This is a genomic window from Pseudomonas sp. A1230, from assembly GCF_044218825.1.
GTDB classification, from domain to species: domain Bacteria; phylum Pseudomonadota; class Gammaproteobacteria; order Pseudomonadales; family Pseudomonadaceae; genus Aquipseudomonas; species Aquipseudomonas iridis.
The window spans coordinates 2258771-2281558 of record NZ_CP162582.1 but is presented as its reverse complement, the minus strand read 5'-3'; the positions used below and the strand labels follow the sequence as shown (position 1 = coordinate 2281558).

The 22788-nt window shown below is 59.6% G+C and carries 15 protein-coding genes; 5 read left to right on the top strand and 10 right to left on the bottom strand.

The window, feature by feature from the left end:
• Position 1 precedes the first annotated feature (1 nt).
• The 3 genes from AB4P97_RS10770 to AB4P97_RS10760 are packed head-to-tail and all read right to left on the bottom strand — an operon-like array spanning position 2 to position 4430.
• Positions 2-1345 (bottom strand): TolC family outer membrane protein, encoded by a 1344-nt coding sequence (locus AB4P97_RS10770; RefSeq protein WP_395602635.1) that lies wholly within the window; start codon positions 1343-1345, stop codon positions 2-4.
• Between the two features lies 1 nt (position 1346).
• The gene (locus AB4P97_RS10765) at positions 1347-2693 is read right to left on the bottom strand and encodes an HlyD family type I secretion periplasmic adaptor subunit (protein ID WP_047301461.1); all 1347 of its coding nucleotides are present in this window, start codon (positions 2691-2693) and stop codon (positions 1347-1349) included.
• On the bottom strand, positions 2694-4430 hold the full coding sequence (locus AB4P97_RS10760; RefSeq protein ID WP_047301459.1) for a type I secretion system permease/ATPase: 1737 nt from the start codon (positions 4428-4430) through the stop codon (positions 2694-2696).
• Positions 4431-4744: 314 nt separating this feature from the next.
• Between AB4P97_RS10760 and AB4P97_RS10755 the strand changes: the two genes are divergently transcribed.
• Positions 4745-5431 carry a response regulator transcription factor gene (locus AB4P97_RS10755; protein WP_047301457.1) on the top strand — a complete coding sequence of 229 codons (687 nt, stop codon included), beginning with the start codon at positions 4745-4747 and terminating at the stop codon, positions 5429-5431.
• A 12-nt stretch (positions 5432-5443) separates the two neighbouring features.
• Here AB4P97_RS10755 and AB4P97_RS10750 read toward each other — a convergent pair whose 3' ends face one another.
• On the bottom strand, positions 5444-6928 hold the full coding sequence (locus tag AB4P97_RS10750; protein WP_047301455.1) for a sensor histidine kinase: 1485 nt from the start codon (positions 6926-6928) through the stop codon (positions 5444-5446).
• Positions 6929-7328: 400 nt separating this feature from the next.
• Here AB4P97_RS10750 and AB4P97_RS10745 point away from each other — a divergent pair, with 400 nt between their 5' ends.
• Positions 7329-13727 (top strand): peroxidase family protein, encoded by a 6399-nt coding sequence (locus tag AB4P97_RS10745; protein ID WP_395602634.1) that lies wholly within the window; start codon positions 7329-7331, stop codon positions 13725-13727.
• 72 nt (positions 13728-13799) lie between these two features.
• On the opposite strand, the gene AB4P97_RS10740 is transcribed toward AB4P97_RS10745, so the two are convergent.
• The 5 genes from AB4P97_RS10740 to AB4P97_RS10720 all read right to left on the bottom strand — a co-directional run bounded on the left by AB4P97_RS10740 (position 13800) and on the right by AB4P97_RS10720 (position 18586).
• Positions 13800-14501, bottom strand: a complete 702-nt coding sequence (locus tag AB4P97_RS10740) for a VIT family protein (RefSeq protein ID WP_395602633.1) — start codon at positions 14499-14501, stop codon at positions 13800-13802.
• A gap of 31 nt (positions 14502-14532) precedes the next feature.
• A complete protein-coding gene (locus AB4P97_RS10735) occupies positions 14533-15510 on the bottom strand; it encodes an FAD:protein FMN transferase (protein WP_395602632.1) in 978 nt (325 codons plus the stop codon).
• Positions 15494-17674: a PepSY domain-containing protein gene (locus AB4P97_RS10730; protein ID WP_395602631.1), complete on the bottom strand. Its 2181-nt coding sequence runs from the start codon at positions 17672-17674 to the stop codon at positions 15494-15496. Before AB4P97_RS10730 ends, AB4P97_RS10735 begins: the two co-directional genes overlap by 17 nt.
• A gap of 25 nt (positions 17675-17699) precedes the next feature.
• A complete protein-coding gene (locus AB4P97_RS10725; RefSeq protein WP_395602630.1) occupies positions 17700-18170 on the bottom strand; it encodes a DUF2271 domain-containing protein in 471 nt (156 codons plus the stop codon).
• Positions 18171-18262: 92 nt separating this feature from the next.
• A complete protein-coding gene (locus AB4P97_RS10720) occupies positions 18263-18586 on the bottom strand; it encodes a PepSY domain-containing protein (protein ID WP_395602629.1) in 324 nt (107 codons plus the stop codon).
• A gap of 132 nt (positions 18587-18718) precedes the next feature.
• On the opposite strand from AB4P97_RS10720, the gene AB4P97_RS10715 reads away from it, so the two are divergent.
• Together AB4P97_RS10715 and AB4P97_RS10710 are read left to right on the top strand one after the other, a co-directional pair.
• Entirely contained in the window at positions 18719-19378 is a 660-nt protein-coding gene (locus AB4P97_RS10715; protein ID WP_395602628.1) for a response regulator transcription factor, read from the top strand.
• Positions 19375-20718: a sensor histidine kinase gene (locus AB4P97_RS10710; RefSeq protein ID WP_395602627.1), complete on the top strand. Its 1344-nt coding sequence runs from the start codon at positions 19375-19377 to the stop codon at positions 20716-20718. Before AB4P97_RS10715 ends, AB4P97_RS10710 begins: the two co-directional genes overlap by 4 nt.
• A 359-nt stretch (positions 20719-21077) precedes the next feature.
• Here the strand turns inward: AB4P97_RS10710 and AB4P97_RS10705 are convergent, their stop codons facing one another.
• Positions 21078-21446 (bottom strand): hypothetical protein, encoded by a 369-nt coding sequence (locus AB4P97_RS10705; RefSeq protein ID WP_080963927.1) that lies wholly within the window; start codon positions 21444-21446, stop codon positions 21078-21080.
• Positions 21447-21662: 216 nt separating this feature from the next.
• Here AB4P97_RS10705 and AB4P97_RS10700 point away from each other — a divergent pair, with 216 nt between their 5' ends.
• Positions 21663-22751 (top strand): FAD-binding oxidoreductase, encoded by a 1089-nt coding sequence (locus AB4P97_RS10700; protein ID WP_261735364.1) that lies wholly within the window; start codon positions 21663-21665, stop codon positions 22749-22751.
• Positions 22752-22788: the final 37 nt, after the last annotated feature.

Here is a 22788-nt window from a genome sequence, read left to right as displayed (position 1 = left end):
CTCAGAACGACAACTTCGGCCCCAGATATTCATTGGCGCTGGCGATGTCGTCATCCCCCAGCGCGCCGACATCTGCCGCTAGGCGCAGCTTCGCCATCAGATAGCGCAGCTTCGCTTCAAACAGGTTACGGCGGGCGTTGTAGATCTGTTCCTGGGCGTTGAGGATGTCAACATTGGTGCTGGTACCGGCGAGGAAGCCTTTTTTCGATGACTCCAGTGATCTCTCGCTGGATTTGACCGCTTTTTCCAACGCATGAACGCGGGCTTCGCCGCTCTGCACACCGCGAAATTCTCGGGTGGTGCTGGAGATGATTTCTTCGCGAGTGGCATTCAGGTCCTCTTCGGCCTGATCCCGGGTGGCGACACTTTGACGGGCGCGCGCACTGACATAGCCGCCGCTGTACAACGGAATGTTAAGTTCCACCCCGGCGGAGCTGTAGCGGTTGCGCTGGTTTTGAGTGGACAGGGTTTCGCTGTCGGCAGCGGTGTAGCCCAGCACTAGATCCAGGGTCGGCCAGTGACCGGCCTTGGCCTTGGCCACTTCTTCGCCGGCGGTGCTGACGCTCAAGCGGCGGGCACGGATCGACGGGCTGTCGGTACCCGCGCGAATAATCCATTCCTGCAGATTGTCCGGTTGCAGCGACGGCGTGGGGAAGGTGTCTTGCAGGGTGGCGATTTCATCGGGTGTCTGGCCGAGGTATTCCTGCAACAGGCGTCGGGCCACGGTCATGCTGTCCTCGGACTCGATCAGCTCGGCCTGAGCGAGGTCACGGCGGGCCACGGCTTCATCGACGTCTGTGATGGTGCCGTCGCCCAGGTCTTTGCGTCGTTGAGTCGAGGCCACTTGTTCATTGAACGACTTGAGTTTGACCGTCGCCAGCGCCACGGTTTCATGGGCGAGCAGTACGTCGAAGTAACGTCCAGCGAGCTTCAGCGCCGCGTCCTGCGCCTTGCCGTCGAACACCGCCACACCGTACTCCGCCTGGTATTCACCCTGACGATACTCGGCCATTTTCTGCTTGTTGAAGAGCGGTTGGCGCAACTGCAGGGTAGCGCCTCGCGAGTTGTAGTTCAGGTCGTTGGTATGGCTGTTGCCGAAAACGTCCGGCTGCCTTTGCGTGCCATTGATGCGGTTGTCGAAGGCGGTGATGCCGATTTTCGGCAGCAGCCCGGATTGACCAATAGCGCGGTTTTCCAGTGCTGCATCTCTTTCGTGCTCGACAGACAGGTAGGTCGGGCCCTGGAACTGCATCAAGTTCCACGACTCGCGCAGGTCCAGCGCCGCCACCGACTGAGCCAGGCAAAGCAATGTGGCGAATCCCACCAGACGACGGCCATGGCTCATGTCACTGCTCCTTGAACGCGCTGTCGACGCGATCCAGTAGTGGCTTCAACAGGTAGCTGAGCATGTTGCGTTCACCGGTCTTGATGGTGACCGACGCGGGCATTCCCGCACGTATATGGTTGCTGCCCAGCATGACCATGCCGGCTGGCGCCACTTCGATCTGCGCGAGGTAATAGGGCTGTTTGTTGTCGTCGCTGACGAGGCGGTCGGCGGAAATGGTCAGCACCTGGCCTGGAATGTTCGGTGTTTGCACATGATTGAACGCGGGAAACGAGATGGTCACCGGCAGGCCAGGCGCCATGCGGTCAATGGCTTGCACCGGAATCATCGCGTCGATCTGCAACGGTTCGTGGGCTGGCACGATGTCCATGATCTTGAACCCGGGAGCAATCACTCCGCCAATAGTCGACACGTTCAGGCCCTGGACCATGCCGTCGATGGGCGAGCGGATCACTGTGTGCCGAACCTGGTAATCCAGGGCCTGCAAACGGTCGGTGAGGGCGCTGTTTTCTTTCTGCACATCGGCCAGCAGCGACTGCACTTCCTTGCGGTAGTCGAACTCGCGCTGAAGGATGCGCAGCTTGATATCGGCAACCTGGCCCCGCGCTCGGGCAATGTTGTTGAGGTTGTCGGCCTGCGAGGCGTTCAAATCCGAACCGGTGCGTTCCAGTTCCAGCATGCGGTTGCGGGGTACATAGCCTTCGGCGGCGAGTTGGCGGACCCCGACCAGTTCCTGATTGAGAAACCCTATCTGCGCGGAACGGGCGTTGTAGATGTGCTGCAAACCCTTGATCTGCGCTTGGGCGGAGTTTAGCGATTCGCGCAGGATGCCGAGTTCGCCCTCAAGGCTGGTGCGGCGCGTGGCGAATAGATGACGTTGTAGGTTGATGGCGTCGTCAAGGTGGTCGTTGCTGGCGTAGCGCTGCATCATGGCGGGGTCGAAGAACACGTCGGCGGCACCATCGCGTTCGGCCTCCAGCCGGTTTTCCATTGTTTTGGTAGCGATGTACTGCGCGTTTACTACCCCTTGCTCCGAGCGTGCCTGGGTGGCGTCCAGCCGCACCAGTTCCTGATCCTTGCTGACGCTGTCACCTTCGCGGACCAGAATCGCTTCGACACTGCCGCCCGTTAGGTGCTGAATGGTTTTGCGGTTGCTGGTGACCTTGACCGTTGCGGTGGCGACAATCCCGGCGTCTAGCGGGGCTAGCCATGACCAGAGCAGAAATCCGCCAAAGCCGAGGATCACCAGCATCACGCCCCAGCGCGCCGGACTATGGTCATCGACATCGATATTGGCCGCCGCGCGCACCACATCCTGGCCACGTGGATCGAGACTCAAGGCGCTCATTTATTCTCTCCCGCGAACGGCTGACAGGGTCGGAGCGCCCACCGTCGGCAGCACGCTGGTCTGGCGCAACGCCGCGAACACTTCGTCCCGGGGGCCGAACAATTGCGTGCTGCCTTCACGCAGCATCAGGACTTTATCGACGGTGCCGAGGATGCTCGGGCGGTGGCTGATCAGCACTGTGGTGCAGCCCCGGGATTTGAGGTCTTCGAGCACTTCGATCAGGGCTTTTTCCCCGGCGTCGTCGAGGTTGGCGTTCGGCTCATCTAGCACGATGATTGACGGCTCGCCGTACAAAGCACGGGCCAGGCCGATGCGCTGGCGTTGGCCACCGGACAGCGGGTTACCGTCCACATCTAGGGCCGTGTCATAACCGTGGGCAAAGCGCAAAATCATGTCGTGCACACCGGCCCGTTTGGCCGCCACGATCACCGCGTCACTGTCGACCTCACCGAAGCGGGCAATGTTGTCGGCGATGGTGCCTTCGAACAATTCCACGTCCTGGGGCAAGTAACCGACCCAGGGGCCGAGCTCTTCCTTGTTCCACAGGTAGACGTCCACACCGTCGAGCCGCACTTTGCCGCTTTGCGCCGGCCAGATGCCCACCAGTAGCCGTGCGAGGGTTGATTTGCCCGACGCGGACGGGCCGATGATGCCCAGGGATTCACCCGGTGACAGGTTGAAGTGCGGCCCGCGAAGGATCGATTGGCTCATGCCCGGCGCCCCGGCGTGCAGGTGTTCAACCGAGAGCATGCCCAAGGGCCGTTGCAGCTTCATCGCATCGGCACGGGGCGGAAAATCTTGTAGCAGTTGCTTGAGCCGTGACCAGGCGCGGCGGCTGGTCAGCAGTTGTTTCCAGGCACCGATCAGTTGTTCGACGGGGGCCAGGGCGCGGCCGCTGAGGATCGAGCTGGCGATCATCATGCCGGGGGTGATCGAGCCTTCGATCGCCAGCAGGGCACCGGTGCCGAGGATCAGCGATTGCAGGGTGATCCGCACGAAACGCGCGAGGCCGCTGATGTAGGCAGCCCGGTCGGAAGCCAGGGTTTGCATTTCGAGAATCCGCAGGTGGCTGCTGAACCAGCGTTGAGTGATTGCGGGCAGCATGCCCATTGCCTCGATGACTTCGGCGTTGCGCAGATTGTTGTTGGCGAAAGTGCCCGAGATTTGTGACGCCAGATTCGCTTCATTCAACGGCTTTTTGGTGGCGATTTCGGTGAGCCAGGTCAGGGACACCAGAATCAGCGAACCGCACAGGGTGACGATTCCGAGCAAGGGGTGGATCAGGTAGGCGACGAATAGGTAAATGGGCGTCCACGGCGCATCGAAGAACGCAAACAGGCCGTTGCCGGTAAGAAACTGGCGTACTTGCGCGAGGTCTTGCAGGGCTTGCGCCGGGTTGCCGCCAGCACGCTGCAGGTTGCGCTCGAAAGCGGCGGTAAAGACGCGCCGGTTCAGGGCCATGTCCAGTCGGTTGCCGACCCGGATCATTACGCGAGTGCGCACCACTTCCAGCATCGCCAGCAAGGTGTACAGACCGATCATCAGCAGGGTGAGCATCAGCAGAGTGGTGAGGTTGCTGCTGACCAACGCCCGGTCATACACCTGCAGCATATAAATGGCCGGCGCCAGCATCAGCACGTTGATCACGCCACTGAATCCCGCCAGCGAATAGAACGTATGACGCAGCCGAAAAAGCAACTCGGTAAACTCGGATCGCTGCTGGTTTTTCTTGTTCATCGGAAGGGTCCAATGCCGTGGTTTTATGTACCTCAGCGTAGGAGAACGACTGTTGGTCGGATGAGGTCTCGATCCAGTTTTTACGCGTCAATATTTTATTGACGCTTTTGACAGTGTTTAAAAACAATGGGTTGGGTGCTGTACTTTCAAGCGCTTGTGATGAAGTTGGCTTGTTGGCGATCAAATTTCGTGCGACTTAAGTCTAATTATCGTCCTCGAATCCGGCGGCGCTTGTGACCAGTGCCCTGCATCCGGCCGGGTTAGCTGCTATTAATCAATGGTGTTCGAGTAATTGACCCTTTCAGGAGCGCGTTATGAACCCTTTCATCCGGATTGGCATTGTCGACGACCACCCTATGTTGCGTGAAGGCGTGGCCAATACGCTGAGGAAAAGGACGGACTTACAAGTCGTGGAGCAGGGGGGCAGCGCGGATGAAGCCCGGGACATCGCTCTGCGATTGAGTCCGGACGTGATGCTGATGGACGTAAATATGCCGGGCGATGTATTTGCTGCCGTGCGGTACATTTCCACTCAACTGTCGGACGTGAAGGTGCTGATGCTGACAGTTTCCGAATCCGAAGATGATGCCTATTCAGCGCTCGAAGCGGGGGCACGTGGCTATGTGTTGAAAGGGATCAGTGGACCGGATCTGGTGCTGGCAATTCGCTCTATCTCTAGGGGCGAAACGTACATCACCCCTGAATTTGCCAAAAAGCTGCTGAGCAACTTCAGAAAGCATGAAGCCGAAGTCCGCAAGATCGACCTCACCCATCGGGAGGAACAGATCATTCGTGAAGTCTCAATGGGCTTGACCAATAAGGAGGTGGCTTCAAAACTCTTGATCAGCGAAAAAACCGTCAAGTACTACATGACTTGCGTGATGCAAAAGCTCAATGCCCGCAACCGTGTCGAGGCTGTCACCGCCCTGCGCCGCTATTGGGAGCGCGAGGCGATGGATCGCCTGCACATCGGGACAGTAAATACTCATATAGATGTATAGGGTGGCCCCTGACTAAAGCTTGAACTGTGCATTCACCGAAGTGCCTGCAGCGGATGAGTCGATGCTGAACAGTCCGCCCAGAGATTCAACGCGATAGCGCAAACCGGCGAGCCCCAGCCGGGTCCTGCCCGCTGTGTCGACCACTATGGCGTCAGCCGCCATGCCCGGTCCATTGTCCTTGACGCTGATGTGTAGCAGCCCGTCTCTGTAATCCGCGCTGATGGCCTGGCCGTGGCCGTGGGCATGGCGGTAGGCGTTGTTGAGGGTTTCCTGCACAAACCGGTAGAGACACAGTTTGAGTGGCAGTGAAGCCTCCTCGGGCAGCGTCCCCAGCGATAATTTGACCTTGGTGCCGGTGCGTTGCTCGTGTCGTTGAGCCACCAGTTGCAACTCCTCCTGCAGGCTAAGGTCGTTGATCTCCGGAAGCGCCAGACCCCGCGATAATTCCCGTACCTCACGCAATGCATCGTTGGCTGCGCCTCGGATGGTTTCCAAGGATTCCTGATCGACTACCGTGCAGTTCTCGGCCAGGTCATCGAGCCGGATCAGTATCAAGGTCAACAGCTGTGCCGGCCCATCATGCAGGTCTGCACCGATGCGGCGCAGGGTCAGTTCGTTGACCCGCGAGAACTCCTCAGTCGCCGTGGTCATCTTGCGCTGGAGCACGGCATTACTGATGCGCAACCTTGTTTGCTCCAGTAGCCGTAACCTCAAGGCCACTTGCTGGCGCTGGATGATCGTGTCACCGCGCCTCACAAGGAAGAACAGCAGCGTCAGCATCGCCAGTGTCGCGGCGCCCACGACCATCCACACCTGCTGGCGGATGCGCCTGATCTCTTGTTCCAGGCTGTCGGCCTTTTCATAGAACTCGCCCACCGCAATGATTTTTCCGGTATTGAACTCGCGCAGCGGTGCATAAATTTCATAGAGCGGCACATTCATACTGCGCTCGAACTTGTTTTCTTCCTGTTTAAGGTCTTCAAGGTCGGTCACAACGTTTCCGTTAAGGGCATCGGCAATCTCTTCCATCGGGAACTTGTGATTAGTAATGGATTTATCTGTGCTGTAAACCACCGTGCCGTCGGGTTGCCAGATCTTGATCGAGACGATGTGCCGTTTCAGTGAGTGGGTCTCCATCAAGCGGTCCAGGGATTTGACGCTTTCGGCCGAGAGGATATTTTCGCGACTCATCTCCTGCACATAGGGCTCCAGAAACGCTTCCATGTAGTGGGCGCCGGCCTCTGCGGCGCTTTGTACGGCGGCCCGTTCTATTCGCTCACTGACCAATTCTCCGACGAAAAACATCGTCAGCCCCAGGATCAGTGCGGCGGCAATCACGAACTGCGTAGAGCGACTTAGCTTGCGAGCCTGAACCATCAGTCGGCTGCGCATCGTATTCCGGCGACGATCAGGTCCAGGTGTTGGCCCGTCCGGGATCTCACTCGGTTCAGCGACAAACGTCTCGGTTTGCGAGTGGGCTTTTGAGTTATTTGCCATCGCTTCAATTTCCTGACCATTGCTCGACGTTGATTGGAAAACCTACGCCTCATCGGATATACGCAGCGTGTCATGTTCAAGCTGCCTGAACGAACAGGCTCACTATAGATGGACAATCAGTGCAGCACGCGACGGCTTGTTGTATGGCTCGGAACGGACTGCCAAACCGGGGGGATTCGTACTTCAGTGGTCGACCAAGGTCTGGTTTGCACCTGCGACTTAGGTCTCGTTTTTTGATTGGACCTTCGCATCTATCGCTGTTTGTTCACCTCCCTAATGCTTTAGATGACGAATTAACGATTTGGAATCTAGCTGACAGGCTGCCCGAAAGGTTGGGATCAAGGCCAGGTCAGTCATGACGGATCTGAAGTTTGAAACCCAATTTGACAGGTGAAATATCATGGCCACGCGCTATATTTTGAAACCTTTTCGATTCAATCTTTCTGATCTGGACTTCATGCGGGATCAGATTGTCTTTCGTCCGCTCTACGATGCGGATGGCAACGCGATTATCGATTGGAGCGGGTCGAGTGCGATATACGATGCGCAACACCGGTTAATCTACGATCCAGGCAGCACGACCCTGAGCCAGGCCCAGATTGACAGTAACCTTGCGATGTATGGGCACTCCTACGCGTCGGTCACGGCCTCTCAAGGCCTGCGCGATCCGTCGGGGCTGAACAACAACTTGTACCTGGTTAATGCCACTTGGGGATCAGCCGATCAACCCTTCCTGCAACGCATGGCGGTGTCGTTCGATCATTACGTCAAGCCCATGGCGGGACTTGGCAGCGACCCCAACGCGTTCTACGCCAATACGTTTACAACCAGCCCCGACCCTGCGGCGGCGGACTACATCAAGCGAGGCGACAACCTCGCGACGCCGATCAACGAGGCGTCTCCCGCTCACGACGTTGTGGATTACACGCCGCGCATGATTAGCCGGTTAGTCACCACCGCAGACGTTACCTTCCAGACGGAGCCCGGTAGTACTCACCTCGTCAAGGACGTCAACGGCTTCACCCAGGTGACTGACTACGGCATGCTGGAAGCCCTCGGCCAGCAAGACGCCCAACGTGGTTATGACTTGCAGTTCGATGCCAGCGGCAATCCGGTCTGGCAGCTGGATGGCAATGGGAGTCCGGTTATTGACCCGCTGACCGGCGCCAACGTGCAAGCGCATTCGTCGGTGCAAAATGATGAGTACTTCATCGGCGCACAGAACCCTGGTGTGTCACCGGTCAATGGCTGGTTTGTCCTGTTCGGCCAGTTTTTCGATCACGGCCTCGATTTCATCGGCAAGGGCGCGGACGGCACCAAGATCACGATCAACTTGTCTCCGGACGATCCGCTCTATGGCGTGATCAACCCCACCACCGGCCAGCCTGCCACCAAGATAGTGATTTCCCGCGCTGATGTGAGCGGCTTCACCGCCGACGGAACGCCGCAATGGAACAACCACACATCGCCCTATATTGATCAGAGCCAGACCTATGGCTCCGACCAGGAAGTCACCGACCTGTTGCGAGCGTGGGTTTCCACCGATGGCGGTGTCACTTACCACGCCGGCGCCCAGATGCTGGACGGCAACACTTCAGTCGCCTGGAAGAATGCGTTTGGCGAAACGACTCACGCCACACTGCCTACGCTGAACGAACTGCGTGCGCACCTGATGCTCACCCAACGTGCTGACCTGACTTGGGAAGACGTACTCGATCTGCGCAATCGCGACGCGGCTGGCAACGTGGAAACCGGGGCCGAGGCCGGTAACTCTGGCCAGGCGCTGATTCTTGATATGAACCCGCGCTTTGACGAGGCGCACTTCAAGAACCCGTTGAACCCTGAGGCTGCGACTGATTTCCAGGCCAATATTGCGACCCTCCAGGCTGCGGCGCTGGCGTTGGGCTTCGGTTACGAGTTCGCCTATGTCGACGGTGCTGGCCCCAATGATGGTTACCTGGAACTGAAACTGCCGGCCGGCGCCATGGGCCCGGGATCACCGCCGGTGACGCTGACGGGAGCCAGCGCGTTGGCACTGTGGGTGAACTTCAGCGACTTCAGTATCAAGACATCGATGCAGGCGGGCCCGACTGTAATCGCACTCACCCCAGAAGTGCACGCCGCCGTCGGCGAGCTGCTGATGGCGGCGGTGGGGGATCACTATATTGCCGGTGACGGCCGAGTGAACGAGAACATCGGTCTGACCGCGGTACACCATGTGTGGCACGAAGAGCACAACTTTCAGGTGCGCAACATTCAGGAAGCCGTTGCGGTCGAGGACTTGCGTCAGGAGCGGCTCGATCAGGCGGGTACTTACAACCATGACCTGCTGCATGAGTGGCAGGTGTCGGTGGTCATCCAGGCGACAGATGTCGTGGCGGCCGGCGTCAGCGTGGTCGGCAATCACTACGAAGACGCGCAAGGCAATTACGTTTACTCCGGTGGTGCCATCGCCTGGGACGATAACAAACTGTTCAATGCAGCTAAAATCACGGTCGAGATGGAGTATCAGCATACGGCGGTGGACCAGTTTGCCCGAACCATCACACCCAACATCGCCGAATTCGTGGGCTACAACAGCGGCGAACAAGCCGATGTGAGCCTGGACTTCTCGCAAGTGGCTTATCGCTTTGGCCACAGCACCCTGCGCGAGTCGATCGACTTGATCGACCCGTCGGGAGGCATCACCAGCAGTGTGATGCGCGTTGCACTCGAACGAGCTTTCCTCACGCCTGAGTTGTTTGCGCAAAAGGGCGCGGCGGCTATCGCCCTGGGCATGACCCACCAACAGGCCAACGAGGTTGACGAATTCGTCACGCCAGCGCTGAACCAGGGCCTGCTCGGTCAGCCGCTGGACCTGGCCGCGATCAACATCGCCCGTGGCCGCGACGTTGGCATCCCCACACTCAATGAGTTCCGCGCCGCCATTGGCCTGAGTGAGTACAGCAGTTGGGCCGACTTTGGCGCCAACATGATCCACCCGGACAACCTGGTGAATTTCATTGCGGCTTATTCGTTCGACGGCAACGTCGCACGCGCCGCCGCGGTGATCGGTCTGGAGAACGGCACGATCTCCGAAGGCAGCATCGAAGCCCAAGGGTATACGTATAACCAGGCACTGGATTTCCTCAACAACACTTTCAACAGCCCCGCTGACGCGGGCAGCTATGGCGTCGATGGCTTTCAACACATCGACACCTGGTTGGGCGGCCTGGCGGAGGTGCACGTCACCGGGGGCATTCTGGGTGAAACCTTCGACACGGTGTTTGTCGACCAGATCAGCCGACTGATGAACGGCGACCGCTTTTACTACCTCTATCGCCTGGACCAGTTGCAGATGGGCGAGGGCATCGTCAATGAACAGTTCAAGGACATCGTCGAGCGCAACACCGGCGCCGAGCACCTCAATGGCAGCGTTTTTGCCTATGCCGACAAGTACTACGATTTGGCGCAGAACGAGGTCGCCAATTCCAAGACCGAGCACAAGTACGCCGATGCGATCAAGGCTTACGAGGATGCTCATCCCCTCTACGCCGCCGATGGCATCACGGTGATTGGTCATCAGTCGCTGGGCGTTTATTCAACTCGGGGCAATGCCACCACCAACAACGGCGACATCGTGACCGTCAATGGCGTGCAGTACATCCGTGACTTCCGTGTCGAAGACAGCGCCGCGACCTCTGGCACCACGGCGATCAACGGAGGGGGAAATCTCGACGGCACGCTGAACAGCGGTGCCGAGGCCCACGAGGTGATAGTGGCCAGCGACAGTAACGACCTGATTTACGCCTGGGGCGGTGACGATACGGTCTATGGCGAAGGCGGCAACGACATAATCTACGGGGGCAACGGTATCGACCGCCTGTACGGCGGAGATGGCAACGACCGCATCTACGGCGGCGATGGCGGCGATCTGCTGGATGGCGGCGCCGGTGACGACTACGTGAGCGGCGAACAATCCGCCACGGCAGCGGCAGGCATCGACCAGATCATTGGCGGCGAAGGCAACGACATCCTGCACAGCGGTGTGGGCATCGACAAGCTGTCGGGCGAATCGGGTGACGACTTCCTGTTCGGCGAAGGCGATACCGATGCCTTCACCCACGGTGGCGATGGCAACGACATCCTTGACGGCGGTGCCGGTGGTGATCTGCTGTGGGGGGACGGCGGTGACGACCTGATCATCGCCGGCGACGACCAGGATATTTCGGGCGGCCTCGATGGCGACGATATCTTGCGCCCGGGGGCCTTCTCCCAAGCCATGGGCGGTGGGCCGGACGAAGTACTGGGTGGCGACGGCAAGACCGACCTGGGCAACGATGGCAAGGGCATTGGATTCGACTTGATCGACTTCAGCGACCATGCCAAGGCCCCCCAAGGTCTCACGATCGATTTCTCGACCCAACAAAACCCGGCGGTGGCCATCGACTTGACCACTCCGTTCCCTGCGTGGGTCGGCATTGAAGGGGTCATTGCCAGCCAGAACAACGACACCATCCTGGGTGATGCGAGCGGCAACTGGCTGATCGGCGGCAGCGGCAATGACAAGCTGGTTGGCGGCATTGGCAACGACGTGATCGTCGGTGACGGCATCCGTCTGGACAGCCTGATCGGCACCTACGCCGGTGGTTACGACAATTATCAGGACGGCGCCAATTACCGTGCTGCCGGATTTATCGGCACCAACGGCCTGCTGGATGCGGTGGGGCCTGGCTACGACAAGCACTTCACCGAGATGCTGAAGTCGGCCACTTTCGAGAATCTGGAGTTAGGCGGTAGCCAAGTCACCCGTTTGTGGCGCAATGGGGTTGCGAGTACCAATCCTGCCGATCTCGCCGATAGCGTCACGGTCGGTGACGGTGGCACGGCAGGCGTGTCGGACATGGCAATGTTTACGGGCAACCGGTCGGAATACACGATTCAGAGGATCAACTTTCTGACCCAGCATCAGGGGCTCATCACCGCCTTCAAGATCACCGACAGCGTGGCGGGCCGCGATGGCAGCGACATTGTGGTTGGTGTGGAGAAACTGGGCTTCGCCGACCGCACGGTCAACCTGAGCATCACCAATCATCTGCCGACCGGTAATGTGGTGCTGTCGGGCTATGCCACTTCGCCGACCACGCCAAGTCGTCCGGTGCCGGCCCAATACCGGCTGACCGCGAACACCTCGGCCATCCAGGACGCCGACGGCTTGCCTGGGCCAAGCGGGTTCTCCTATCAGTGGCAAGCGCTGGTGGGAGCGACCTGGTTGAGTATCACCGGGGCGAATGCGTCAACCTTTGCGCCCACCTCGGCGCAGTTCGGCCAGCAACTGCGGGTGATCACCACGTACACCGATGACAGCGGCTCGGTGGAACAGCTGACGTCGGCCCCGTCGGAGACAGTCGGGCGCTTGATCGAGGGCACCAACTTCTTCAACAACACGCTCAATGGCACCAACTTTCAGGACATCCTGATGGGCTACTCGGGCAATGACATCCTCAACGGTGGCTTGGGCTCCGACGTGCTGGACGGCGGCACGGGCAGCGACACAATGCGCGGCAATACCGGCAACGATGTCTATATGGTCGATGCCAATGGTGATGTGGTTCAGGAGAATCTGAACGAGGGCACCGATACGGTCATGTCGTCGGTCAGCTACACCCTGGGCGCCAACGTTGAAAACCTGACCTTGCTGGGGACGAACAATATCAACGGCACCGGTAACGCGCTGGACAACGTTATCAATGGCAACAGCGGCAACAACCAGCTCACTGGCTTGACGGGTAATGACACGGTGTTCGGGGACGCGGGCAACGATACGCTTCTGGCCTCCTTGAACGATGGCAACGACCACTATGACGGTGGTGCGGATGTCGACACCTATGATTTGTCGGCCACATCGGCGGCAGCCACGGTGGACTTGCAGGCCGGCACGTCAACCAGCACCCAGACCGGAAACGACTCACTGACTGGCATCGAAAACGTCACCGGCGGATCGGGCAACGATCACATCCAGGGCGATGGCGTCAGCAACCTGTTGCAAGGCCAGGGCGGCAATGACTGGATGGACGGTGGCAGCGGTGACGACACCCTGGTGGGTGGACAAGGCCTAGACAGCTTGTTCGGTGGCCTAGGCAATGACACCTTCCAGGCATCGGTCAATGATGGCAATGACAGCTACGACGGCGGTGGCGACACCGATACCTATGACTTGTCAGGCACATCGGCCAACGCCACGGTCAACCTGTCCACCAACTCGGCCAGCAGCTCGCAAACCGGTAGTGACACCTTGATCAGCGTCGAAAATGTCATCGGCAGCAGCGGCACTAACACCCTGACCGGTGACAACGCCAATAACGCACTGACCGGGCAGGGCGGTATCGACACCTTGAGTGGCGGCGGTGGTGCCGACACGCTGGCGGGTAATGGCAACCGCGATACGTTGACCGGCGGTGCAGGGGCGGACATGTTTGTGTTCAGCTCGATCAATGACTCGGGAACGTCGGCCGCAAGCCGTGACGTGATTACGGACTTCTCGCACGGAACCGACCATATCGATCTCACCCTGATCGATGCCCGGACCTCCGGCGCAGGTTCCGCCGGTAATCAGGACTTCACCTTCCTCGGCGAGTGGAACGGCGCCGGCAACGAGTTCAACAACCAGGCGCAATTGAAGTACCACTTCGTCAACGTCGGCGGGGTCGATCACACGTATGTGGAGGGCAATGTAAACAACGGTAATGGCGCCGATTTCCAAATTGACCTGGTCGGGCATGTGGCCCTCACGGCGAGCGATTTCGTCGGCGTGGTATAGGTTGGCAGCGTAAAAAGGGCGCCCCCTTTCATTAAGGGGCGCCCTGTGTTTTTTTGCAGAAACGGACGCGCGCTAGACCACAGCGCCAAACAAGTGCCCCACCAGTGCCGTAACCGCCATGGCCAACGCGCCCCAAAAGGTCACCCGCCAGGCGCCGGTGATGATCTTGGCGCCGCCGGCCCTGGCGGCGATGGCACCCAGTGTCCCGAGAAACACCAATGACATGCCCGATATCCAGGGCACCACGCTGTGCTCCGGCGCGACAAACGTCACCGCCAGGGGCAGGGCGGCACCCACCACAAAGCTGGCGGCGGAGGCCAGGGCCGCCTGCAAGGGTTTGGCGGTAAGGGTGGCGCTGATACCCAGTTCGTCCCGGGCGTGCGAACCCAACGCATCATGGGCCATCAATTGATCGGCCACCTGATGCGCCAGTTCGGATGATACGCCACGGTGCATGTAGATGTTGGCGAGCTCGATGTGTTCGGCTTTCGGGTCACTGGCCAGCTCGGCCCGTTCGCGGGACAAGTCGGCGCGCTCGGTATCGGCCTGGGAGTGCACGGAGATGTACTCGCCTGCGGCCATGGACATGGCGCCGGCCATCAGCCCCGCCATGCCCGTGACCAGCAACGTAGCGTGGCTGGCGTTGGCGGCGGCGACGCCAATCAGCAGGCTGGCGGTGGAGACAATTCCGTCGTTGGCCCCAAGGACGGCGGCGCGCAGCCAGCCGATACGATCACTGCGGTGGGATTCGGTGTGCCTGTGCATGAATTTCATGGTTGTGTGCGACTCACTGTCATTAGGCGGTTCACATCGGACGGGTTTCAATCTGCGCCTGCAACTGGCCGCCGACAATGGATATTTCCTTGAATTGTTGGCCGTCGCGCAGCACGAAAAGCGCGTCCATCCCGCGTTCCTGTGCCAGAAGTGGCCCTTCGGTTTCACCCAGCACCATCAGCGCCGTGGCCCAGGCATCGGCGAGCATGCACGAAGCAGCCACCACGGTGACGGCGGCGAGCCGGTTGCACAGCGGCGCGCCGGTGGCCGGGTTCATGGTATGAGCATAGGCTTGACCGGCCACGTCGACCCACTGTCGGTAGTCCCCGGAGGTCGCGATCGCGGCATCGCCAAGTTCCATGACGCCCATGACTGCACGCACACCGCGGTCAGGCTTTTCCACCGCTACGGTCCAGCACTGGCCATCGGGTTTGACGCCCCGGGCGCGCATCTCGCCATCGATGCCGACCAGGTAGCGGGTGATGCCAAAACCTTCCAGGCAACGGGCCAACTCATCGACGCCAAACCCCTTGGCGATGCCATTCAAATCAAGGTGCAGCGGCGCGCGTTTGCGCACCTGATAGCGTAACGGGTCGACCACCAACGCGGCGCTAGCTGACAGCCGGATGCGCGGCGGCATCGTCGCGAGCGCCTGTTCTCTAACGGTCGGTTCTTCGGGGCCGAACCCCCAGGCATTCACCAGATCACCGACGGCAATCTCGAAGGCGCCGCCGGATTGCTGACTGACACGCAGTGCCGCTGACAGCACCGTTGCCAGTTCCTGGGGCACCAAAATCCATTGCTGCTCGGGGGCGGCATTGAGGCGGTTGAGGTCCGAGTCGGGTTTCCAGGCGGACATTTGCTGGTCCACCCGGTCCACCGCGCACGCCAAGTGACGACCCACTTCGTCGGTATCGATTCCGGTCCCGGCATAGAACAGGGCGGTGTAGCGGCTGCCCATGGTTTCGCCGTTCAGGCTGTAGCGCTGCAACTCAGTAGACGTCTTCACGGTAGCGTCCTTGTGCCTTGAGGGTCAGCACCGTCAGGTTGAGAGGTGCCAACACCTCATCGAGGGCGTGCATCACGCCTTTGGCCATTTCGCGACTGCCACACACCAGCACCTGGGCGCCTTTTTCAATCAGTCGACGCAGGGCCTGGGCATCTCCGATCAGCCGGTCTTGCACATAGCAGCGGTCTTGAACCTGAGAAAAGGCGGCGCGCAATGCCGTCAGGCGCCGGTCGGCCAGGTACTGCTTGAGTTGCGGCTCGTAGAGGAAGTCCGAGGCCGGGTTGCGCCCGCCCCAATACAAGTGCATCGGGTGGTGGGCCGTGTTGTTGCGGATAAAACCGGCTAATGGACCGATGCCGGTACCGGCACCGATCAAGATCACCGGGTGCGTGCCCGACGCCGGGCGAAAGTGCGGGTTAGGCTGGATAAACGCTTCGATCGATGCTCCGACGTCCAGGCCATGAAGAAATTCCGAGCACACGCCGCCGTTGTGTTTGCGCACGCAGATTTCTAGCACGCCGTCCTGCGAACCGCTGGCCAGCGAGTAGAAACGAGGGATTGGATTGCCCGGAGGCACAATCCCGACCAGGTCACCGGCCAGGAAGTCCGGCAGCGCATCGGGTGCCTTGAAGCGCAATACGTGGGTCGGTGCGTTCACCTGTTCGCCATAGACGATGCGCTCTGTCAGCAGCAATGGATGGGTCTGTGGCCGCTGCGGGGTATGGACCAGTGTCAGGTCATGCTTTAGCACGTCGCCCAGCGCGTGGCCCCAACGTGCAAATTCCTGAGAGGATTGGCGGTTGACGGTTTCCAGCCCCAATAACGGCGAGCCACCGGCCTGCAACATCGCGTCCTGCACTTGATAGGCGAACTGACAGAACTGCGCAAATTGGCGGTCACCAAAGCCCAGCACGGCAAAGGGCAGGCCGGGCTTGAGGCCGGTTTTGGCCAGCCGCGACATAAACTGCGAAGCCGAGGCTGGCGCGTCGCCGTCACCATGGGTCGCGGTGAGGATGATCACGCGTTGGGCGCTGCGGTAATCGTTGGCGTATTGATTCATCGCCGCGCTATGCACTCGGTGTCCGGCCAGGTGCAAGGCGTCATGCAAGGTCTTGGCAAAGTCCCAGGTGCTGTTGTTTTCACTGCCCACCAGAATCACGCTGTCGGCAGAGTGGGCAGGGCTGTTGTGGAGGATGTTCGGGCTCGCCTTGCGCCGGCGCCACCACAACAGGAGGCCGGTGACGCTCATCAACGGCACACAGAGGGCGCAGAGCCCAAGCGGCAGGCCCAGCCACCATAGGCCTTCACCGGTGTGCAGCTGATAGATCAATTCGTAGAGGTTGTGCATCGAGTCGTGGGCCTGGTAGGACAACAAGGCGCCGCTGGCCTGATCCACGTAGCCGTCGCCCTGGGCGGTGCGCAGGGAAAACACGTCCTTCGGGTTGCCGGGACTGGGGTAGACCAGCTCGCGCAGGTCATTCAGGTCGGTGGCCTGCAAGGCTTGCAGGCTCGCCACTGGCAAGGCCGGCCCGACACTGACGTGAACGGGGAAGTCGGGTTCATTCTGACTGCCGTCGGCGATAAATCCGAAGGTGGTGGCAGACATATACAGCCCGCTCAAGGCCGACAGCAGCAGCCCGAGTAAGGCCATTCGCCCGACTTCAGAATGCAAGCGCTGGTTGAACGTGCCGCGCAGTGGCCGCAGCAGGTTGCGCCAGCCACCCAGGCGTCGGGCCAGCAACAGCGCGCCGGACACTGACAGCATCAGCATGAACAACGCGCCGACACCCGACACCCCATGGCCCGGTGTGCCAAGGAGCATCGAGCGGTGCAGCTCTTTCACCCAACGCGTGAACGCGGAGGGCGCATAAGGCGCGAGGCCTTCGCCAGTCAGTGGGTCGACCGTTTCAGCCCCGGCCTGACCGTTCTGGTTGTAGTAGACGATGACCGTCCCGGACGCTGTGCGCTGGATCTGCTCCACGCCCGGAAAGTGATTGGCCACACGCCCGGCCAATTGGCCGACGTTGAGTTGCCCGGCCGCGGTGGGGGTGCTGTGCAAACGTTCCAGGGCCGGGTCGACCGACAGGATCGCGCCGCTGATGGCCAACAGCATGACCAACAGGGCGGCGATCAGGCCGGACAGGGAATGGGACTGGCGAAGCATGTTCAGCCTCCAGAAAGGGCAGGTGCTACAAATCGTAAGTAAAGGACTCGACATAGGTGCTGCCGGTCGCCGGCTGGCCTGCGCCCTTGGACGTCAGGGGCACGCTGACATCGGCGCGGGCGTCACGTTTGTCCTCGACGGCACTGTCGATGCGGATCTGATACCCGGCATCGATCAGGGTGTCTGCCAGTTCGACGCTGACTTTGAGCATGCGCCCACTGCCGACACTGGCGCCGCTGACGCCGTCAAACTCGCTCGGGTTCATCCCGCTGCCACGGGCCCAGTCGCCCAGGTGCTTGTAGTACTTGGCCTTCTTGCCGGCCACCCACAGGGTTTTCTGGTATTGGCCGTTGGCGTCGGTCACGTAGATCGCCAGGTAGGCATCATTGCCGCTGTAGTCCTTGAGCTGGGTGGTCAGGGTTACTTCCCGGGCCTGGGCCAACCCCGGCAGGGCAATGGCGCCGGCGAGACAGGTGGCTGCGATGATCTTTTTCATGAGGGTGTCCTTTTGATCGTTAGGTCGAGAGCCTGGACCTGCTTGCTGACAGCAACCTGAATCGCAGGAAAAACTCATCGACGGGTGAGGCGTCATTCGGTGAGCGGGCTGCCGAGATAATCCCTGGCATCGCCGTCGTCGCGGAAATGGATCTCGAGCGTGCGCAGGCGCAGCGAGGCCGGTGAGTAGCTGGCTTCGATGGCGTTGCCCTTGCGGTCCAACCCCTTGAGTTCGTAACAACCGTCGTCGACCTTGATGCGTTGCACGCTCCAGCCGTATTGCCGCTCGACCTGCTGTCGCAAAGTCTCGCGGGGTTGCCAGTCGCTCACCGGGTCGCTGCAGTCGTCGTCGGCCATGACGAAACCGCTAAGCAGCAGGCTCAACAGCGCGGCATGGGCAATAAAACCTGATTTCATGATCTGTCTCCTGCCGAGGTCGGCGTCTGTGGCATACCCTAAGGTGCATTCCTGACAACCAGCTGAATCTTCAGATTCACGTCAGGTAAGGCGATTAAGGTGCGGCACGACAACCACTACAGGAGGTCTCAGATGCGGGTTTTATTGGTCGAGGACTCCCCAGGGCTGGGGGAAGCGGTGCGCGAACAGATCGCCGATGACGGTCACGCCGTCGATTGGGTGCAGCGCCTGGACCATGCGCGCAACAGCGTGCGCACCACGCCTTACGACCTGATCCTGCTGGACTTGATGTTGCCGGACGGTCGCGGGCTGGATTTCTTGCGTCAGCAGCGCTCTGCGGGGGACGTGACCCCGGTGATTATCCTGACGGCCCAGGATCAGATTTCCGATCGCATCGCCGGCCTCAATGCCGGGGCCGACGATTACCTGGTCAAGCCGTTCGACCTGTTTGAACTCTCGGCCCGTGTGGCGGCGGTGGCCCGACGTTACAGCGGCAACCCCAATCCGCAGATCAGACTCGGTGATTTGCAGGTCGACATGAGCGCCCGCACTGTGCAGCGTGCCGGCACCACCGTGGACCTGACGGCTCGCGAATGGGCGCTGTTCGAAGCGTTCGTGCAGCGCCCCAGCGCGTTGTTGTCCAAGTCGCAGCTCGAAGAGCGGCTGTATGCCTTCGGTGCCGAAATCGAGAGCAATACCATCGAGGTGTACATCAGCCGTCTGCGTAAAAAACTGGGGCGCGATCTGATTGAAACCGTGCGCGGTATGGGCTACCGGTTGGCGGCCGCATGAAGTCTTCTTCGAGCCTGCAAAAACGCCTCGGCCTAGGGCTGACCCTAGGTATGACCTTACTGTGGCTGGGCGCGACCGTCGGCGCCTGGCTGGTGGTGCAACATGAATTGAACGAGGCGTTCGACAGTGCGCTGGAAGAGACCGCGCAACGGATCTTGCCGCTGGCCGTGCTGGAAATCAGCAACCGGGAGGAACCCCGTGAAGCGCAGCACGTTGCGACGTTGAAAATGCACAAGGAATACCTGACGTACCTGGTGCGCGATGCCAGCGGCAAGATCCTGATGCAGTCCCACGACGCCAACCCGAAGATCTTCAGTAAGCAGCCGACCGAGGGATTTTCCACCTCTGAAAAGTACCGCTTGTATGGCGCCAGTGCGTTACGCGAGAAGCTGTTCATTGAGATCGCCGAGCCGCTGGGTCATCGCCGTGAAGCCGCGCGGGAGGCTTTGTTTGCCTTGTTGTTGCCGCTGTTGGCGCTGATTCCCGTCAGTCTGTTGGGCACCTGGTTGTTCGTGCGGATCAGCCTGCGCAGTGTGTTGGCGTATCGTCGGGCGGTCGAGGCGCGTGGGGTGGGGGATCTGTCGCCGATCAAGGTGGCTCGCCTGCCGGCAGAAATCGATCCATTGGCCGAGGCAGTCAACCACTTGCTGGAGCGCTTACGCAAGGCCCTGGAAGCGGAGCGCAGCTTTACCGCCAACAGCGCCCATGAACTGCGCACGCCACTGGCCGCGACCCTGGCGCAGATCCAGCGGTTACACCACGAGGTGCCCGAAGGCCCGTTGCGGTTACGCGCGGCTAAAATCGAAAACTCGTTGCGCGAACTGGCGCGGCTCTCGGAAAAACTCATGCAATTGGCCAAGGCCGAGGGGGGCGGGCTGCTGTCCGAAACGCCCCAGGACCTTATTCCGTTGCTAGCCCATGTGGTCGATGAGTGGAACCAGAGTAGCGGGCACCGGATCGAGTTGCATCTGCCAACCCGGACGAGCCTGTACTCGACGATTGACCCGGACGCCTTCGCCATCCTATTGCGCAACCTGATCGAGAACGCTCTCAAATATGGCGCCGCGGATCAACCGGTCGAAGTCAGCCTCAGTGACCAGGCGCTGCTGCGGGTGGTCAATGGTGGCCCGCCGGTACCCGATGCGGTGTTGCAGCAGCTAACCGAGCGCTTTGTGCGGGGGCACAGCGAAACCAGCGGTTCAGGGTTGGGATTGGCGATTGCACAAACCATAGCGCAGGGCGTCAATGGGAAAATGCGGCTGATATCGCCGGCGACTGGGCGAACGCAAGGATTCGAAGTCTGCGTCTGGTTTGCGCTTGCCTCAACTGCCGACGATTGAGGGTGGTGCCGGACAGTAGCTATCCGTTGTGTGATATGCCGCAGGTGTGAGCCGAACCAAATCCACATTTGCTGACGTGCCGATAAATTTCAGATTTAACGTAGGTGCGCACATTTCAATTTTGGCGAAGCGTTTTTGCACACTCTGGGCCGAAAGCTGTCCGTTGAAGACATCCACATCCCCAGGTGTGTCGAGGTCGAACTTCAATGAGTCATGAGCCGCAGTGTTCCGCTTTGATTGCCTGCAATGTTCCTCAGAACGGCCGCTAACGGGCAAAAGCGGTCGTTCACGGGAGGCAGCTATCGACCCACAGCAGTAATCTGAACCGCATTGATCTAAAGCAATGCCTCCTGCCCATCCTAAAATCGTGATGGCAGTTCATTTCCGGCCTGGGCATCCGAAAAGACCTCATCTGGATCTGCCTGACACCAATATCTGAAAAGTAGGCGAGGCTCGATATTTCCGAAATATTGATCCACGATGCTCTCGGGGCGCACGACCCATCTAGGTTCTGGCCATTGCTGGGCTAAAACACCTAATGGTTTGCCAGATGAATAAACAACCCAAGTGGCCTTGCCTCCACTGATACGAGGTAGGTAGTCCATATCTTGTATCACTTCGATCAAGGTACGCAGTGTTGCTGATTGATCGAGTGTGACCGATATTGCATGACTTTCCAGATCATCTCCCGCATGAACGCTATCTCGATCAATGGCAACTACCAACATGACTGCTCCTTTTAGTGGTGTGCTTTCACCAGATCGATCAGCGTAGAGACATCAGCGGCTAACTGTCGAGTGCGCTTCTAGCCGAAACCTGCCGTACCAGGCTACCGTATTCGGCCAGTAGCAGACACTCAGAAAGCGTCCTGAACGATCAGGTTCTCATGTAATGAAATCATCCAGCTGTCGTACCATCCGCACATCAACAAAACGGAGGTTGATATGGGAGATGGTCAGGGCAAACGAGTCGTTGTCATTGGTGCAGGCATCGTTGGCGCGTCATTGGCGTATCACTTGGCAGGTAAAGGCGCGAATGTCACTTTGGTAGAAGCTGAAGATATAGCTTCGGGAGTGACTGGCAGCTCATTCGCTTGGCTCAATGCCTCACACCCCGAACCCGACCCAATCGCGCAACTGCGCGGTTCTGCCATCAAGGAGTACCGCCGACTCGAAACCCAGCTGCCAGGTCTGGAGATAAGATGGACAGGCGCCTTGTCTTACAGCGTGATGGCGATTGAAGCGCTGCCAACCTCAGGTCACCAAGCTTCGGCAAACCTGGTGTCTCGATCGCAGATTCTCGACTTGGAACCAAATCTCAAGAACCCTCCCCAGTCTGCTCTTTATGCGGCTGAAGAAGGAGCGCTGGACGCAGTAGCAGCTACGCATGCGTTGATCGCAGGTGCCCAGGCGCATGGGGCGAAGATTCTCACTCGGACGCGAGTGCTCGGTTTTGTAAGCCAGAGTGCAAGGATGACTGGAGTCGAAACTACAATAGGCATCCTCGATGCCGATATTGTCGTACTGGCAGCCGGGACAGGCATCACGAAGCTGGCAGACATGCTTGGAGTGTCCCTGCCAATAGAGGCATCTCCCGCCATTTTCATCCGTTACAAGTCACAACCCAACCTCGTGCACACCCTCATCTCCAGCCCTGAAATGGAAGTGAGGCAAAGTTCGGATGGTGCGTTGCTGGCAGCAGAGGATTACCTGGACGACGCCGTGGAAAATCAGCCGGCAGCGATAGCGCTTCGAACTGCCAAGACGATCCAGAACGAACTCCATGGTGTTATTTCTATAGATCCGGAGCGGGCTTGTGTCGGACTCAGGCCCATGCCTGCCGATGGCATCCCCATCATTGGTTATCTACCCAAAGTGGGTGGCGTCTACGTTTGTGCAATGCATCCTGGAATTACTTTGGCGGCGACCGTGGGACGTCTGGCCAGCGAGGAGATCATCGATGACAAGGTGTCCAGTGTCCTTTGCGCATGCCGGCCCGATCGATTTTTGCAAGCGGAGGGAATTCTCTTGTGAGGCAGAAATCGGCCAATGAGCAAACGCTCGTAAACGA

Bases quoted from the DNA above. Each gene is read 5' to 3' on its own strand.
- AB4P97_RS10770 (WP_395602635.1), bottom strand. From the start codon at position 1,345: ATGAGCCATGGCCGTCGTCTGGTGGGATTCGCCACATTGCTTTGCCTG.
- AB4P97_RS10765 (WP_047301461.1), bottom strand. From the start codon at position 2,693: ATGAGCGCCTTGAGTCTCGATCCACGTGGCCAGGATGTGGTGCGCGCG.
- AB4P97_RS10760 (WP_047301459.1), bottom strand. From the start codon at position 4,430: ATGAACAAGAAAAACCAGCAGCGATCCGAGTTTACCGAGTTGCTTTTT.
- AB4P97_RS10755 (WP_047301457.1), top strand. From the start codon at position 4,745: ATGAACCCTTTCATCCGGATTGGCATTGTCGACGACCACCCTATGTTG.
- AB4P97_RS10750 (WP_047301455.1), bottom strand. From the start codon at position 6,928: ATGGCAAATAACTCAAAAGCCCACTCGCAAACCGAGACGTTTGTCGCT.
- AB4P97_RS10745 (WP_395602634.1), top strand. From the start codon at position 7,329: ATGGCCACGCGCTATATTTTGAAACCTTTTCGATTCAATCTTTCTGAT.
- AB4P97_RS10740 (WP_395602633.1), bottom strand. From the start codon at position 14,501: ATGAAATTCATGCACAGGCACACCGAATCCCACCGCAGTGATCGTATC.
- AB4P97_RS10730 (WP_395602631.1), bottom strand. From the start codon at position 17,674: ATGCTTCGCCAGTCCCATTCCCTGTCCGGCCTGATCGCCGCCCTGTTG.
- AB4P97_RS10725 (WP_395602630.1), bottom strand. From the start codon at position 18,170: ATGAAAAAGATCATCGCAGCCACCTGTCTCGCCGGCGCCATTGCCCTG.
- AB4P97_RS10720 (WP_395602629.1), bottom strand. From the start codon at position 18,586: ATGAAATCAGGTTTTATTGCCCATGCCGCGCTGTTGAGCCTGCTGCTT.
- AB4P97_RS10715 (WP_395602628.1), top strand. From the start codon at position 18,719: ATGCGGGTTTTATTGGTCGAGGACTCCCCAGGGCTGGGGGAAGCGGTG.
- AB4P97_RS10710 (WP_395602627.1), top strand. From the start codon at position 19,375: ATGAAGTCTTCTTCGAGCCTGCAAAAACGCCTCGGCCTAGGGCTGACC.
- AB4P97_RS10705 (WP_080963927.1), bottom strand. From the start codon at position 21,446: ATGTTGGTAGTTGCCATTGATCGAGATAGCGTTCATGCGGGAGATGAT.
- AB4P97_RS10700 (WP_261735364.1), top strand. From the start codon at position 21,663: ATGGGAGATGGTCAGGGCAAACGAGTCGTTGTCATTGGTGCAGGCATC.